The sequence below is a fragment of the Dactylosporangium sp. NPDC049140 genome (genome assembly GCF_040648435.1).
In genome coordinates this window covers 16,755-31,266 of sequence record NZ_JBEZDS010000047.1, presented here as the reverse complement: position 1 = coordinate 31,266, position 14,512 = coordinate 16,755, and the positions used below count along the sequence as shown (strand labels likewise).

Sequence of the window (14,512 nt, the reverse complement as noted above, 5' to 3'; positions counted from 1 at the left end):
CGCGTGCCGGAGGATCGCCTGGGTGAGGTGCGGGACCTGCTGGAAGCGGCGCTCGCGCCGAGGGCGGACTACGACGCGGCCCAGCGGCTCGTGTGGCTCGCCGACGAGTACCAGCCCGACGCCGTGCGGGAGGCGGCCGCGGCCGCGCTGCGGATCGTCGCGCACGAGGTGCCCCCGCCGCCGCACGGCCACGGCGGGGTCACGGTCCCGCCGCTGTGGGGGATCGGCGACGCCGCGGCGTTCGACCCGGCCAAGCGCTGGGCCGAGGGCGCGGCCGGGCCGGTGGTGCCCGTCGGCGTCGCCGCCGACGGCTCGCCGGTGGCGCTGGACCTGCGCGAGGGGGCCGAGGGCGGGGCCGGGCCGCACGCGCTGGTCGTCGGGGCGACCGGCTCCGGGAAGTCGGAGCTGCTGCGCACCCTCGTGCTGGGTCTCGCCGTGCACAACCCGCCGGACGAGCTCGCGCTGCTGCTCGTCGACCACCGCGGCGGCGCCTCGTTCGCCGGGTTCGAGAACCTGCCGCACGTGGCCGGGCTGGCGCTGAACCTGTGGGAGATCCGCGACCTGCGGCGCCTGGCCGCCGTCATCCAGGGCGAGCTGCGCCGCCGCCAGGAGCTGTTCCGCGACGCCGGGGTCGCGAACATCGGGCAGTACCGGGCGGACGGCCACGCCCTGCCCCGGCTCGTCGCCGTCTTCGAGGACTTCTCCGACCTCATGACGTCGATGCCGGAGTTCCTCGACACGTTCACCACGGCGGCCCGCATCGGCCGCTCCCTCGGCGTGCACCTGGTGCTCGCGAGCCAGCGGCTGGAGGAGGGGCGGCTGCGCGGCCTCGACGCGCACCTGTCGTGCCGGGTCGCGCTGCGCACCTTCTCGGCGATGGAGTCGCGGCAGGCGATAGGCCTCCCCGACGCCTACGAGCTGCCGTCGGCGCCCGGTCACGGGCTGCTGCGCGAGGGGCCCGGGGCGCCGGTGCGGTTCCGGGCCGCCTACTGCGGGTTCGCGTACCACGCCGGCCCGCCCTCGTGGGAGGCGTTCATCCGCGCGCGGCGCCATCCGAGGCCCGGCACGGTGCTGTCGGTCCTGCTGGAGCGGCTCGCCGCGGCGGGCGGGGCGACCCGGCAACTGTGGCTGCCCCCGCTGGAGGAGCGCATCCCGCTCGGCACCGTGCTGCGGGTCCTGCTCGGCGACCGGCGGCTCGTACCGATCGGCGTGCTGGACCTGCCGCGGGAGCACGCCCGCCGCCCCTTCGCGGTCGACCTGCGCGGCGACGCCGGGCACCTGGCCGTCGTCGGGGCGCCCGGCAGCGGCCGGCGCACCGCGCTGCTGACCCTGGTGCACGCCCTCGCACGGCTCCTGCCGCCGCAGGAGGCCCGCGTCTACGCGATCCTGCACGGCGACGCGCCCGCGCGGCCGCACGTCGCCGCGTCCGCGCGCCACGCGGACCCGGACGCGGTCCGCCGGGTCGCGGCCGAGGTCGCGGGCATCGTCGCCGACCGCCATGGCGCGCCCGGGGTGCAGGGCGCTCACGTGCTGCTCGTCGTCGAGGACCTCGCGGCGCTCGAGCCGGAGACCGCGCGGCTCCTCGACCCCGTGCTGCACGAGGGCCCGCGGCTCGGCGTGCACGTCGCCGCGTCGGCCGGGCGCTGGGCCGACCTCGGCCCGGCGACCCGGCTGGACGCGTTCCGTCAGCGGGTCGAGCTGCGGCTGGAGAACCCGTCGGAGTCGGCCATCGACCGGCGGGCCGCGCACGACCTGCCGTACCGCTCGCCCGGCCACGGCCTGACCGCCGGCGGCCACCGCGTGCTCATCGCGGAGCCGGAGCCGGATCTCTGACCGTCGCGGCGAACGCCGCCGCGAACTCCCGCGCGTTGCCCGGGGCGGCGCTCAGGTCCAATGTGGACTGAATCGCGCGGTACGGCGCCGGACGCACGAGATCGGCGATCGGCCGCCCGCACGCCCGCAGCGGCGCGAGGGCGCGCTCGCCCGCGGCGAGGTCCCCGGGGGATCAGGCCGAACACGGGGACGGCGGGCAGCGACGGCAGCGGGGGCGCCGCGGCGGCGACGATCGCCACGCCCGGCTCGTCGGGGGCGCGCAGTCGCGCAGGAACCGCAGCACCGCCGCGGCCTGGCCGGCGGGCCAGAAGATCGGTCCGCCGAGCACGACGGGCCCGACCGGGTGCAGGTCGAGCTCGAACGCGGTGACCACGCGGAAGTTTCCCGCCGCGCAGTCCCACAGCAGCTCCGGATCGGTCACGGCGTCCACGCGCCGCCGCTCGCCGTCCGCGGTCACCAGCTCGGCCGCGCGGAGGTTGTCGACGATGAGCCCGTGGCGGCGCATGAGGTGCCCGAACCCGCCGCCGAGCGTCACGCCGCCGATGCCGGTGGAGCCGACCGAGCCGCCGGTGGTCGCCAGCCCGAAGCGCTGGGTGGCCAGGTCGAGCTCGGCCCACGTGAGCCCGCCGGCGGCGCGGACGGTCCGCGCGGCCGGGTCGACGGCGGCCGACTTGAGCGGCGAGAGGTCGATGACCAGGGTGTCGTCGCCGGTGCCGTACCCGGAGACGGAGTGCCCGCCGCCGCGCACGGCGATCGGCCGGCCGTGCTCGCGGGCGTGGCGGACGGCGGCCTGGACGTCGTCGGCGCCCGCGCACCGGGCGACGAGGGCGGGCCGCCGGTCGAAGGCGCCGTTCCACACGCGGCGGGCCTCGTCGTAGCCCTCCTCGCCCGGTCGCAGCAGCGCGCCCCGAAACCGTTCCCGCAGGCCGGCCCGTCGGCGCGCAGGTGCCCGCCGGCCTCGGGCAGCGCCGCGCGCAGGGTGTGCAGCACGTGGCGCAGGTTGGTGCGGGCCCTGCCGGTCGGGGGAGCCGCAGCCGCAATACCCCGCCATCGTCGATCCGGTAGTGCCCCGTTTCGTAACGGTTTTCCGATCGGATTTCCGACTCGAGTAAGGATCCTTTGTCGCCGAACGACAAGGCCAACGCAAGGTGATCATGGCGACGCGGATTGTGAAATACCCCGCAGCGTGGTGTGGTAGGCGCACGGTGATCCGCGTAGATACACTTCGCAGCGACATTTATCACATTGACTGTCGTGATCGGATCATCTCCGGCCCCGAGCCAGAAACTGGAGTACGCGCCGCGATGCGTTCTTGCGCTACACCCGTGCCCGAAAGCCACCCCTTCTCCACTGTGGACGGTGGTGCGCGGTGACGACGCAAGGTTTGACCCGCCGGAAGATGAGCGGCGGCGGCGTGTGGCTTTTCCAGGTCGGCGCGAGCTCGCCGATGGCCGTGCTGGCCGGCGGTATCGTCGCCACTTACGCATCGACCGGCCTCGTTGCCACCCCGCTGACCTTCCCGCTGCTGGGCGTCATGCTCGGGCTGCTCGCGGTCGGGTATGTGGCCATGTCCCGCGCGGTGCCGCACGCCGCCCCGGCGTACGCGCTGCTCGCCCACGCCTTCGGGCCGATGTCGGGCCTGGTGGGCGGGGCGCTCGCGCTGGTCTTCTACTCGGCGATCCAGATGAGTCTGTACGGCCTGATCGGGGTCACGATCGCGGGCCTGATCGGCGGCCCGTGGCTGCTGTGGGCCGCGGTGATCTGGCTGGTCGTGGCGGTGTGCGGGCTGCTGCACGTCTCGCTGTCGGCGTTCGTGGTCGGCACCGTGCTCTGCATCGAGCTCGCGGTCATCACCCTGTTCGACATCGCGAGCTTCACGCACCCGTTCGGCGGCGCGATCGCCACCGCCCCGATCAGCCTCAGCGGCCTGTGGGCCCCCGGCATCGGCGGTGCCTTCGCGCTCGGCATCGCGGCGTTCATCGGTTTCGACACGGCGCCGGCGTACTCCGAGGAGGTCCGCACCAGCCGCAGCATCGGCCGCTCCACGCTGGCCGCGGTGCTGTTCATGGCCCTGTTCTACGGGCTGTCGGCCTGGGCGCTCGCGGTGGCCGTCGGGGACAAGCAGATCGCCGCGACCGCCGCGAACCCGGAGGCCGGGCTGCCGTTCGCGCTCTTCGACGAGTGGTACGGCAGCGGCCTGAGCCTGCTCGCGACGCTCCTGCTCGTCACGAGCGTGACGGTGGCGATGCTGTCGTTCCACAACACGATCGCGCGGTACATCTTCGCCATGGCCCGCGAGGGCGTGCTGCCGGCGTGGCTGGCCCGCACCGGCACCAGCGGGCGGGCCCAGGGCGCGCCGACCGGCGGCTCGCTCGTGCAGAGCGTCTCCGCGCTGCTCGTCGTCGGCGTCTTCGCCGTGGCCGGGGCCGACCCGATCGGCGTCATCTTCACCTGGCTCTCCGCCGCCGGCGCGGTCGGCATCCTGGTCATGCTCGTGCTCATCTCGGCCGGCGCGATCCGCTTCTACCGCCGCGGCGGCGGCAGCACCGAGGGCCTGTTCGTCACCACCGTGCTGCCCTCGCTCGGCGTCATCGGCGGCCTCGTGGTGCTCGGGGTCATGGTGTCGCACCTGTCGTCGCTGCTGCAGATCGCCGACGACTCCCCGCTGCAGGCGATCCTGCCGGCCGCGGTCGTGGTGACCATCGCCGCCGGCGTCGCGTGGGGCCTCGCGCTGCGGGCCGGGAAGGCGCCTGTGCTGGCCGAGGTCGGTAAGGGCCGGCCCGACCCGCTGCGGGTGCTCGACCAGCGGCTGCAGGACCTCGATGTCTGACCCGCGCATGACCTCGCCGCCCCCGTTCTCGTCGTCGGTGCCCTGGTGGGCGCTGGAACGCACGAGCGAGGTGCAGCAGGCGCCGGGGTACGGGTCCGAGCCTTCCGGGTACGGGTCCGAGCCTTCCGGGTACGGGTCCGAGCCGCCCGGATACGCGTCCGAGCCCGAGGTCCGCATTCCCGGCCCGCGGCACATGGCGGGCGCGCCGGCCGGGCTCGAGCCGGTACCGGCGCCGGCGCCGGCGCCGGCACCGGCGGGTGTGGATATTTCGCCCACCTACCGGGGCGCGGTCGTGGCGCGGCTGCGGCGCTTCTCGTTCCTGCACGCCCGGCACGCCTGGGAGCGCCGCCGCCGCGATCCGCTCGCCCCGCACGGGGTGGCGCTGTTCTACTGCGAGCCGGCCGGCCGGCTGTACGACCAGCTGCGCACCGCGACCCGGATCTTCCTCGGCGACGACGAGGCCGCATCGCTGCCGCACCTGCTCTACGGTCTGGCCCAGCATGCGCGCGAGGGGTACGCGAACAATCCCGGCTTCGACCCGCGCACCGAGATGTGCAACAAGACCGACTCGATGTCGGCCCAGGCCGTCTTCGCCGGCATCGGGGTCGTCACGCTCGACACGCCCTACGGCGACTGGGCCACCGCGCAGCGCACCGCGCGCAGCGAGGCGGACCTGCCCGGCCGCTGCTACGCCCGGCTCATCGACGGCACGATGCTGGTGCTCGACCGCGGCGGGGAGCTGCAGTTCAACGCGCTCACCGTGGACTGCTCGGTGCGTGACGGCAACACGCAGTACGGCACGCCGAGCATGCACTGGCGCTGGAACCCGGCGCTGGCCGAGACGCCCGAGTCCGATCCGATCTACCACGTGTGGCGGTGGATGGGCGAGATCGGGCGGATCGTCGACCACGGGTCACGGCCGCGATGACCCCCGGCTCGCCGGGGGACCCGACGGTGGCGGGCCGGCTCGACCGCCTGCACGCCGATCTGCTCCGGCACCGCGATTACGACCTCGGCTTCCCCGGCGCCACCGACCTGCCGGACATGAGCCCCCTGGCGCCGTTCGAGCGCCTGCTGCTCAACAACGTCGGGCACCCGTTCGCGCCCGGCGGGGCCTACCGGATGCACACCAAGCACCTCGAGCACGAGGTGGTCGGGTTCCTGGCGGACCTGTTCGACGCGCCGCTGGACAACCGGCACGGGTACGTCACCACCGGCAGCACCGAGAGCACGCACTGGGCGCTGTGGCAGGCGCGGCTCATGCTGCCGGGGGCGACCGTCTACTGCTCGTCGGCGGCGCACTACAGCGTGGCCAAGGCCGCGGAGCTGCTGCGGCTGCGCCTGCGGGTCGTCCCGGCCGACGAGCGCGGCGAGATGCGCTACGACCTGCTCCACGCGGTGGTGGTCCGGGACGGGCGGCGGCGGCGCGGTACCGGCGCGATCGTGGTCGCCTCGATCGGCACGACGATGACCGAGGCCGTCGACGACGTCGCCCGCATCGGGGCGGTGCTCGACGCCGCCGGGGTCGCGGACGCCATGCGGTGGATCCACGCCGACGCCGCCCTGGCCGGCGTGCCGCTGGCCCTGGACGAGCCGGTCGGCCGGCCTGCGTTCACGTTCGCCGACGGCGCGCACAGCGTCGCCGTCAGCGGGCACAAGTTCCTGGCCACCCCGTTCCCGTGCGGGGTGGTGGTGGCGCTCGCGGACCGGCACACGGGCCGGGGCGACATCACGTACACCGCCGCCCCGGACAGCACCATCACCGGCTCGCGCTCGGGGCACGCGCCGCTGTGGCTGTGGTACCTGCTGCGGCACTGGGGCCCGACCGGCCTGCGCGCCCGGGCCGACGCCGCGCGGGCCCTGGCCCGGCACACCGAGCAGCAGCTGCGCGGCATCGGCTGGCCCGCCTGGCGCGCCCAGCCGCGGGCGTTCACCGTGGTGTTCCCGCGCCCGCCGCAGCCGCTGCTGGACCGCTGGCCCCTCGCCACCGACGAGCGCGGCAACGCGCACGCCGTGCTCATGCCCGGCGTGCCGCGCGAGCGCGTCGACCGCTTCGTGGCCGACCTACACGAGGCGCTGGCCACCGCGTCGGGCGTCGGCCTGGTACCGGACGCGCTGGCCAGCTGAGCGCTACTCGTCCAGCCAGTTGATCGTGCGCCGCTCGGGCTTCGGGGCCAGCGGTCTGAACAGCGGCTTCGGGGCCGGCCGCGGGGTGGGCGGCCGCGGCGCGGGCCGGGTCTCCTGGGGGTCGCTGCACCAGGGGGCGGCGGTCTCGTACTCGATCCCGTCGACCGGCAGCGGCTCCACCCGGATCGTGGTGACCGCGGGGGCCGGGGTGCGCAGCGGGCGCACCGACAGCGACGGCGCCTCCGCGGGCTCCGCCGGCGGCGGGGGCGGCTTCGGCGGGACCGGGACCGGGACCGGGGCCGGCGGGCGGCTGAACACCCCGGCGGCGGTCTCGCGGTTGGGGTAGTGGCGGCCCTCGGTCGACCGGGGGCCCTGGTCGCGGGCGGCGTTGCCCGGGTCGTCGGGGCGTCTCCTGAATCGGACCACGTGCGGCACCTCCTCGTCCGGTTGTACGGAAGAGGGCGCCCGATGGTTGCAACGTGGTAGCTGGGTGATCAAATGATTACTGAGCGTTACGACGTCTAATCGTCCGATGGGAGAGACACCATGCCCGCCCCGCTCATACCGCTGCCGACGCCGGTGCCGTGACGGCTAGCCGAATCGAATCAGTTGGTCACGACTGTTCACGACGTGAACCGCAGCCGGGACGGCTCGCCGCGCGCGAGCCGCCCGGTGTGCTCGGCGAGGTTCAGGCAGTCGCCGAGGGCCGCGCCCGCGTCCAGGCGCTCGACGACCCGCGCCTCCGCCGCCATGACCGCGGCGGCCGCGGTGAGCTGGGCGAGCGCCGTCGCGGGGTCGAGCACGACGATGCCGTCGTGGTCGGCGACGACGATGTCGCCCGCGTGGACCGGCACCCCGCCGCACGCGACCGTCCGGTTGACGTCGGCGAGCGCGGTCGTCGTGCCGGCCATGGGGCTGACGTGACGGCTGTACACGGGCAGCGGGCAGCCGGATACGAACCGCATGTCCCGGTAGCCGCCGTCCACGATGATCCCGGCCAGCCCCTTGTGCAACGCGGCCCGGGCGAACAGCTCACCGGCGAGCGCGGTCTCCCGCCCGCCGCCGTCGACCACGAGCACGTCGCCGGCCCCGGCCCGCTCGATCGCCTGGACGACCCCGAGGAAGTCGCCCCGGCACCGCACCGTCACCGCCGGGCCGCACAGGACCGGGCTGGCCGACCGGCACCGCAGCCGCGGCGACATGACCCGCACGTCGCGCGCGGCGTCGCAGATGGCGGTGGTGTCCACCTCGGCGGCGAGCCGGCGGACGGCGTCCAGATCCAGGGGTGCGGGCGCGGTCATACCGGCACGGTACGACCCGGTCCGGCCCCGCCGCCCGTTCGGGGTTCCTCGTTACCCGCGGTAATGCTCTAGTCTCCTGGCCATGTCTGTCGTGGATGCCGACCAAACGGCCAGCGAGCGAGCGACCGCCGAGGAACCGGAGACTCCGGACCGCACCTCCGGCGAGCCATCCCGTTTCCGCAGCATGCGCGCCGATTTGCTGATCCTGGCCGGTTTCGTCGCCGTCGGCATCTACCTGTTCTCGCACGTCTGGCTCGGACCAGGTAGCCGCATCCTGGCGCACAGTTACAACGACCACTACCAGTTCGAGTGGTTCCTGGCCGTCGACACGTACAACATCACGCACTTTCACAACCCGTTCTTCACCGACCTGCAGAACGCCTCGATCGGCGTGAACCTCATGGGCAACGCGAGCGTGCTGGGGCTGGCGCTGCCGCTGCTGCCGATCACGCTGCTGTTCGGGCCGAGCGCGAGCTTCCTGACCGCGGTCACGCTCGGCTTCGCGCTGACCGCCTTCGGGTGGTACTGGGTGCTGCACCGCGACCTGCGCCTGCACCGGGCCGCTGCGGTGCTGGGCGGCGCGTTCGCGGCCTTCGCGCCGACGATCATCTCGCACGGCAACGCGCACCTGAACCTCGTGTCGATGTTCCTGGTGCCGTGGATCGTGCGCTACGCGCTGCGCCTCTTCCGCACCGCGCGGCCGGTGCGCGACGGGCTGATCCTCGGCCTGATGATCGCCTACCAGGCGCTCATCGGCGAGGAGATCCTGCTGATGACCGCGATCGCGCTCGGCGTGTTCGTGATCGTCTACGCGTTCCCCCTGCTGCCCGATCTGCGCGCGATGGTCCGGCCGTTCCTGACCGGGCTCGGCGTCGCGGTCGCGGTGTCGCTGCCGCTGCTGGCCTACCCGCTGTGGATGCAGTTCGCGGGCCCGCGGCACTACGACAGCCTCGGCGGCCTGGCGTACGTCACAAACGACCTGAACACGTTCTTCGAGTTCTCCACGACCTCGGTGGGCAACCTCAGCGGCACCCTCACCTCGACGAACTACGCCGAGGAGAACGGGTACTTCGGCTGGGCCCTGCTCATCCTCGCCGCCGGCCTCACGCTGTGGCTCTGGCGGGACCGGCTCGTGCGCACGGTGGCCATCCTCGGCGCCGTCGGCCTGGCCTTCAGCCTCGGCCCGAACGTGAACTGGCACTTCAAGAGCACCGGGCTGCCGGGGCCGTGGAAGCTGTTCGTCAAGTTCCCGGTGCTCGACTCGATGAACGTGGGCCGCTTCACCTTCCTGACCGTGGTCGCGCTCGCCGTGATCCTCGCCGTGGCCACCGACCGGATCCTCAAGGCCGCGGCCGACGCCGGGGTCAAGGGCTCCGGCGTGCCGCTGCGCCTGGTGTGGGTGGCCGCCCTGGCCGCTGCGCTGGTGCCGCTGCTGCCGCTGCCGCTGCCCGCGACCGGGCGCCCGCCGGTGCCGAAGTTCTTCACGTCGGGGGCCTACAAGCAGTACGTCGCCGAGAACCACACGGTCGTCCCCGTTCCGGCGCTGCGGGCCACCGGCGACATGACCGCGCTCACCTGGCAGATGGCCGCGGACATGAACTTCCGGATGCCGGAGGGGTACTTCATGGGCCCGATCGGCCCCGACAACGTCGCCACCAACGAGCCGCCGCCCGGCCCGGTCACGTCGGTGCTGCTCGACGTCACGCACTCCGGCAAGGCCGTCACGCTGACCCCGGCCCAGCAGGCCGAGATGCTGGCCCAGCTGCGCACCTGGAAGGCCGACGCGATCGTGGTCTACCGCACCGAGGCCCTGCCGCAGCTGCGTGAGACCCTGGACCCGCTGCTCGGCACCGGCCGGCAGGTCGAGGACGTCTGGCTGTGGGACGTCCGCTCGCTGACGCGTGGGTAACCGTAGACTTCCGCACCGAGGACACCGGGGAGCTTTGGGCATGAGCACGACCGCAGAGCAGGCGACGACGCTGTCAGTCGTCGTGCCGATGTACAACGAGGAGGCCGTTCTCCCGATCATGGCCGAGCGGTTGCGCAAGGTGCTCGACGGGCTGGACGTCTCCTACGAGGTCGTCGCGGTCGACGACGGCAGCACCGACGCCACCGCGGCCGTGCTGATCGGGCTGCGCCGCTACTGGCCGCAGCTGCGGATCATCCGGCTGCGGCGCAACGGCGGGCACCAGGCGGCCCTGACCGCCGGCATGCACCGGGCGGTCGGCCAGTACGTCGCCAGCATCGACGCGGATCTGCAGGACCCGCCCGAGCTGATCAAGGACATGCTCGACCTGGCCCGGTCGCAGAACCTCGACATCGTCTACGGCGTGCGCAACGACCGCAGCACCGACACGGTGTTCAAGCGCTGGACGGCCGTCGGCTACTACCGCATGATGCGGGGCTTCGCGGGCAACCGGGTGCCGCACAACGCGGGCGACTTCCGGCTGCTGAGCCGGGTCACGGTCGACGCCCTGCGCGCCCTGCCGGAGCAGCAGCCGGTGTACCGCCTGCTGGTGCCCTGGCTCGGATTCCCGAGCGGCACCGTTGAGTACAGCCGCGAGCGCCGCGCCGCCGGTGTCACGAAGTACCCGCTCACCAAGATGGTCCGGCTGGCCGCCGACAGCGTGACGAGCTTCTCGGCCGCGCCGCTGCGGCTGGCCACCTGGCTCGGCCTGGCCGGCTTCGGCGTCTGCATCGCGCTCGTCGTGTGGGTGCTGGTGGCGTACTTCATCGGCGTCACCGTGCCCGGCTGGGCCTCGCTCTCGGTGGTCCTGCTCTTCCTCGGCGCCGTGCAGCTGCTCTGCCTCGGGCTGCTGGGGGAGTACGTCGGGCGCATCTTCGCCGCCATGCAGGGCCGCCCCGCGTTCTTCATCGCCTACGACTCAGCCGAGGACGCCGCCGCCGCCGTCGCCGACGAGGAGCCCGTCCCGGCCGGCCGGACCCGCTAGATCTCCTCCGAAAAAAGTCCGGCGGCGCCTGTCGGATCGCCACCCCCTCGTTCGTAGCAGCGGTGTCAGCCACCTACGACAGGAGATGATGTTCCGATGGCGCAGTACCTGATGTCCGTGCTCTTCGACTCGTCCGACCTCGCCACCGCCGAGGAGATGACGGCGATCACCGCCTTCAACAAGGGTCTGCAGGCCGACGGCCACTGGGTCTTCGCGGGCGGCCTCGGCGCGCCCGAGACGGCCACCGTCGTCGACGGCCGGGCCGGGGAGGCGCTCTTCACCGACGGGCCCTACGTCGAGACCAAGGAGTTCGTCGCCGGCCTCTGGGTCGTCGAGGCGCCCGGCCTCGACGCGGCGCGGCGGATCGCCGCCGGAGCGTCGAAGGCGTGCAACCGGAGAGTCGAGCTCCGGCCGTTCCTGTGAGCGGGATCCAGGAGGCGATCGCCCGGGTCCACCGCGAGGAGTGGAGCCGGGTGGTCGCGACCCTCGCCCGGCGCATCGGGGACCTCGACATCGCCGAGGAGATGGCGGCCGAGGCGTTCGCGACCGCCGTCGAGCGCTGGCCGGTCGACGGCCTGCCGCCGAACCCCGGCGCATGGCTCACCACCACCGCCCTCCGCAAGGCCATCGACCGGCTCCGGCGCGAGGTCAGGCGCGAGGAGAAGCACCGGGAGGCGCTCATGCTGTCCGACGCCCCCGAGCCGCTCGGCGCCATCGACGACGACCGGCTCCGGCTCGTGTTCACCTGCTGCCACCCGGCGCTCGCCGTTGAGGCGCGGGTCGCGCTGACCCTGCGGATGGTCGGCGGGCTCACCGTGGCCGAGATCGCCCGCGCGTTCCTGGTCCAGGAGACCGCCATGGGCCAGCGGCTCACCCGGGCCAAGACGAAGATCAAGGCGGCCCGGATCCCGTACCGGGTGCCGGATCGCGAGGACCTCCCGGCCCGCGTCGGCGGGGTGCTCACCGTCCTGTACCTGATCTTCAACGAGGGGTACCTGGCCTCGGACCCGGAGCGGGCGGCCGTGCGCGGCGACCTGACCGCGGAGGCGATCCGCCTGACCCGGCTGGTCCACGGCCTGCTGCCGGACGACGGCGAGGTCGCCGGGCTGCTGGCCCTGATGCTGCTCACGGAGGCCCGCCGGGCCGCCCGGGTGTCGGCGAGCGGCGAGCTCGTCACCCTCGACGAGCAGGACCGCGGCGCCTGGGACCGCGCGCTGATCGCCGAGGGCCACGCCCTGGTCCGCGCGCGCCTCGCCTCGGGCCGGGCGCCGGGGCGCTACCAGATCCTCGCCGCCGTCAACGCCGTACACACCGACGCGCCGGACGTCCGCGACACCGACTGGTCGCAGATCCTCGCGCTCTACAACCAGCTCGTGCGCCTCGACCCCTCGCCGATCGTGCGGCTCAACCGGGCGATCGCGCTCGCCGAGCTCGACGGCCCGCAGGTCGCCCTGGCGGAGATCGACGGGCTGCCGCTGGAGGGCTACCACGCCTTCCACGCCGCCCGCGCCGACCTGCTGCGCCGGCTGGGCCGCGGCGGGGAGGCCCGGGCCGCGTACGACCGGGCCATCGCGCTGGCCGGCAACACCGCGCAGACGGCGAGCCTCACCCGCCGCCGCGACCAGCTGGCCTCCGGAAGGGAACCGCGGCCCTGAGGCCCGCGGGCAAGCCCTGCTGACGGCCCCGAAATACCTGGCCCACGATTGCGCCGGAGATGGCGGTCGATGTCGACCGGCCCGGCCCGGCCCCTTGACGCTCGCGGCCCGGGTGACCACCATGATCCGGTGGCGCCGCGATGGTTGGTCCGCGCCGGCTGGACCGGCTGGCGGCAGGAGCTGGGCTGGACCCTGGTCGGACTGTCGGTCCTGATGTTGTTCGGGGCCTGCTTCTTTGGCACCGGGCCGATGCCCTACCAGGACGAGCCGACGCCGGAGATGCTCGCCACGCAGGCCCGGGAGGTGCACGACGGCCGGATCCTGCTCATGATCCTCGGGCCGGCCGGGGTGGCCAGCCTGGTCGGCGGCATCCTGCTGATCGTCCGGGGCCGCCGGCTACGGCGCGGCGCCGAACAGCACCCGTAGCACGGTGCCCGGGGTGAGCAGCGAGGTCGGCGGCTCCACGAGGTTCACCACGCGCAGGAACGCGGCGCCGAGGCCGGCGTCGCGGGTCGCGGCCCGGTGCAGCCGGTGCACGAACGCGTTGACGAACCGGACTCTGGCCGTGCGCCGGCCCGGCACGTCGGCGAAGCGCAGGTCCGCGCCGACCGCGATCGACCACGGCCCGTCGATGATCCGGGCGGCCTGCCGGAAGAACCGGGGCGCGAGATCCCCGGTGCGGCCCGTGCGCTCGGCGAGCAGCCGGCGCAGCCGGACCGCCTGCAGCGCCGCGACCGTCATGCCCTGGCCGTAGATCGGGTTGAAGCTGCACAGCGCGTCGGCGACGACGAGGTAGCCGGCCGGGAACCGGCGCAGGCGCTCGTAGCGGCGGCGGACGCTGGCCGGGTACCGCATCGTCACCGGGTCGCCGGCCGGCGGCGCGGACCGGATGATCGTGGCGAGGTGCGGCGCGGCCAGGCTGTCGGCGAACGCGGCCATGCCGGCGTCGTCGGTCGGCGGGCGCTCGCCGAGCATGCCGCTGAGCGCGATCGCCACGAGGCCGTTCTCCTGGGCCGCGGCGATGCCGGCCCGCGGCGCCCCGGGCACGGCGTTGGTCAGCGCCCCGAGCATGCCGTCGAGGTGCTCCGGGCGGTGCCGGTAGAGCCGCGTCACGTACGTGACGTCGACGCGCACCACGTCCTCCGCGGGGGCCGGGAAGCCGGCCTCCGCCAGCCACTGCGCGCTGCGCGAGGCCCGCCCGCCGGCGTCGACGACCAGGTCCGCGGGCAGCACCTCGTCCGGGCCCAGGCGGACCCCGGTCACGGCGGTGCCGTCGGCCGAGAACAGCAGGCCGGTCACGTCGGTCCGGGGGCGGAGCCGGACGCCCGGCAGCGCCGCGACCCGGCTCCGGATGGTGTGCTCCAGCAGCGGCCGGCCGATCCCGACCCCGATCAGGCCGGAGGGCGCCCGCCGCATCAGGTGGCCGTCGTTGTACCAGTGGACCTGCCCGTGCAGGTCGACCAGGGGTGCCCCGGCCGCCCGCAGCTGCGCGGACAGGCCGGGGAGCAGCTCCTCCAGCGCGGTGCGGCCCGCCGCGAGCAGCACGTGCAGCTGATGGCCCTGCGGCACGCACCGCCGGTGCGCCGGTGTCTCGCCGAGCACGTCGCGGTCGAGCACGACCACCCGTTCGAAGTGCTCGCTGAGCACCCGGGCCGCGAGCAGCCCGCCGATGCTCGCCCCGACCACGACCGCTGTTCCGCCAGGCGCCACGACGGGCAGCCTAACTATCGCCGCTTCTCGATGTCTTCTTCTCCAGTGCGGGTTCAGAAGTGGTACGGCGGCGGGCGGATGCCGCGTCGTCGTGAAGACATCTTT

General features: G+C 74.1%; 13 protein-coding genes. 9 read left to right on the top strand and 4 right to left on the bottom strand.

Annotated features, from left to right (window positions below):
• Window positions 1-3 precede the first annotated feature (3 nt).
• Window positions 4-1,833 (top strand): FtsK/SpoIIIE domain-containing protein, encoded by a 1,830-nt coding sequence (locus AB0B76_RS46090; RefSeq protein ID WP_360388450.1) that lies wholly within the window; start codon window positions 4-6, stop codon window positions 1,831-1,833.
• Between the two features lie 172 nt (window positions 1,834-2,005).
• Here the strand turns inward: AB0B76_RS46090 and AB0B76_RS46085 are convergent, their stop codons facing one another.
• Entirely contained in the window at window positions 2,006-2,692 is a 687-nt protein-coding gene (locus AB0B76_RS46085) for an FAD-dependent oxidoreductase (protein WP_360388447.1), read from the bottom strand.
• A 510-nt stretch (window positions 2,693-3,202) separates the two neighbouring features.
• Here AB0B76_RS46085 and AB0B76_RS46080 point away from each other — a divergent pair.
• From AB0B76_RS46080 to AB0B76_RS46070, 3 genes are read left to right on the top strand one after another with little or no spacing between them, the layout of a single operon-like run.
• Complete coding sequence (locus AB0B76_RS46080) at window positions 3,203-4,663, top strand: APC family permease (RefSeq protein ID WP_360388444.1); 1,461 nt, start codon at window positions 3,203-3,205, stop codon at window positions 4,661-4,663.
• Window positions 4,656-5,591, top strand: a complete 936-nt coding sequence (locus AB0B76_RS46075) for a hypothetical protein (RefSeq protein WP_360388441.1) — start codon at window positions 4,656-4,658, stop codon at window positions 5,589-5,591. The genes AB0B76_RS46080 and AB0B76_RS46075 overlap by 8 nt, the downstream gene beginning before the upstream one ends.
• Window positions 5,588-6,790, top strand: a complete 1,203-nt coding sequence (locus tag AB0B76_RS46070; RefSeq protein WP_360388438.1) for a pyridoxal-dependent decarboxylase — start codon at window positions 5,588-5,590, stop codon at window positions 6,788-6,790. Before AB0B76_RS46075 ends, AB0B76_RS46070 begins: the two co-directional genes overlap by 4 nt.
• A 3-nt stretch (window positions 6,791-6,793) precedes the next feature.
• Here AB0B76_RS46070 and AB0B76_RS46065 read toward each other — a convergent pair whose 3' ends face one another.
• A complete protein-coding gene (locus AB0B76_RS46065; protein ID WP_360388435.1) occupies window positions 6,794-7,216 on the bottom strand; it encodes a hypothetical protein in 423 nt (140 codons plus the stop codon).
• Window positions 7,217-7,413: 197 nt separating this feature from the next.
• Window positions 7,414-8,091 carry an RraA family protein gene (locus tag AB0B76_RS46060; RefSeq protein ID WP_360388432.1) on the bottom strand — a complete coding sequence of 226 codons (678 nt, stop codon included), beginning with the start codon at window positions 8,089-8,091 and terminating at the stop codon, window positions 7,414-7,416.
• Between the two features lie 82 nt (window positions 8,092-8,173).
• Here AB0B76_RS46060 and AB0B76_RS46055 point away from each other — a divergent pair, with 82 nt between their 5' ends.
• From AB0B76_RS46055 to AB0B76_RS46035, 5 genes are all read left to right on the top strand, one after another.
• Window positions 8,174-10,000, top strand: coding sequence for a glycosyl transferase (locus tag AB0B76_RS46055; RefSeq protein ID WP_360388430.1), 1,827 nt, complete (start codon window positions 8,174-8,176; stop codon window positions 9,998-10,000).
• Window positions 10,001-10,040: 40 nt separating this feature from the next.
• A complete protein-coding gene (locus AB0B76_RS46050; RefSeq protein ID WP_360388427.1) occupies window positions 10,041-11,042 on the top strand; it encodes a glycosyltransferase family 2 protein in 1,002 nt (333 codons plus the stop codon).
• A 96-nt stretch (window positions 11,043-11,138) separates the two neighbouring features.
• Window positions 11,139-11,465 (top strand): YciI family protein, encoded by a 327-nt coding sequence (locus AB0B76_RS46045; RefSeq protein ID WP_360388424.1) that lies wholly within the window; start codon window positions 11,139-11,141, stop codon window positions 11,463-11,465.
• Window positions 11,462-12,697 (top strand): DUF6596 domain-containing protein, encoded by a 1,236-nt coding sequence (locus tag AB0B76_RS46040; protein WP_360388421.1) that lies wholly within the window; start codon window positions 11,462-11,464, stop codon window positions 12,695-12,697. The genes AB0B76_RS46045 and AB0B76_RS46040 overlap by 4 nt, the downstream gene beginning before the upstream one ends.
• Before the next feature lie 129 nt (window positions 12,698-12,826).
• A complete protein-coding gene (locus tag AB0B76_RS46035; protein ID WP_360388419.1) occupies window positions 12,827-13,123 on the top strand; it encodes a hypothetical protein in 297 nt (98 codons plus the stop codon).
• On the opposite strand, the gene AB0B76_RS46030 is transcribed toward AB0B76_RS46035, so the two are convergent.
• The gene (locus AB0B76_RS46030; protein WP_360388416.1) at window positions 13,094-14,407 is read right to left on the bottom strand and encodes a squalene monooxygenase; all 1,314 of its coding nucleotides are present in this window, start codon (window positions 14,405-14,407) and stop codon (window positions 13,094-13,096) included. The genes AB0B76_RS46035 and AB0B76_RS46030 overlap by 30 nt on opposite strands.
• Window positions 14,408-14,512 lie beyond the last annotated feature (105 nt).

Excerpts from the sequence above, each read along its gene's own strand:
- AB0B76_RS46075 (WP_360388441.1), top strand. The coding sequence starts at position 4,656 with ATGTCTGACCCGCGCATGACCTCGCCGCCCCCGTTCTCGTCGTCGGTG.
- AB0B76_RS46070 (WP_360388438.1), top strand. The coding sequence starts at position 5,588 with ATGACCCCCGGCTCGCCGGGGGACCCGACGGTGGCGGGCCGGCTCGAC.
- AB0B76_RS46060 (WP_360388432.1), bottom strand. The coding sequence starts at position 8,091 with ATGACCGCGCCCGCACCCCTGGATCTGGACGCCGTCCGCCGGCTCGCC.
- AB0B76_RS46055 (WP_360388430.1), top strand. The coding sequence starts at position 8,174 with ATGTCTGTCGTGGATGCCGACCAAACGGCCAGCGAGCGAGCGACCGCC.
- AB0B76_RS46050 (WP_360388427.1), top strand. The coding sequence starts at position 10,041 with ATGAGCACGACCGCAGAGCAGGCGACGACGCTGTCAGTCGTCGTGCCG.
- AB0B76_RS46045 (WP_360388424.1), top strand. The coding sequence starts at position 11,139 with ATGGCGCAGTACCTGATGTCCGTGCTCTTCGACTCGTCCGACCTCGCC.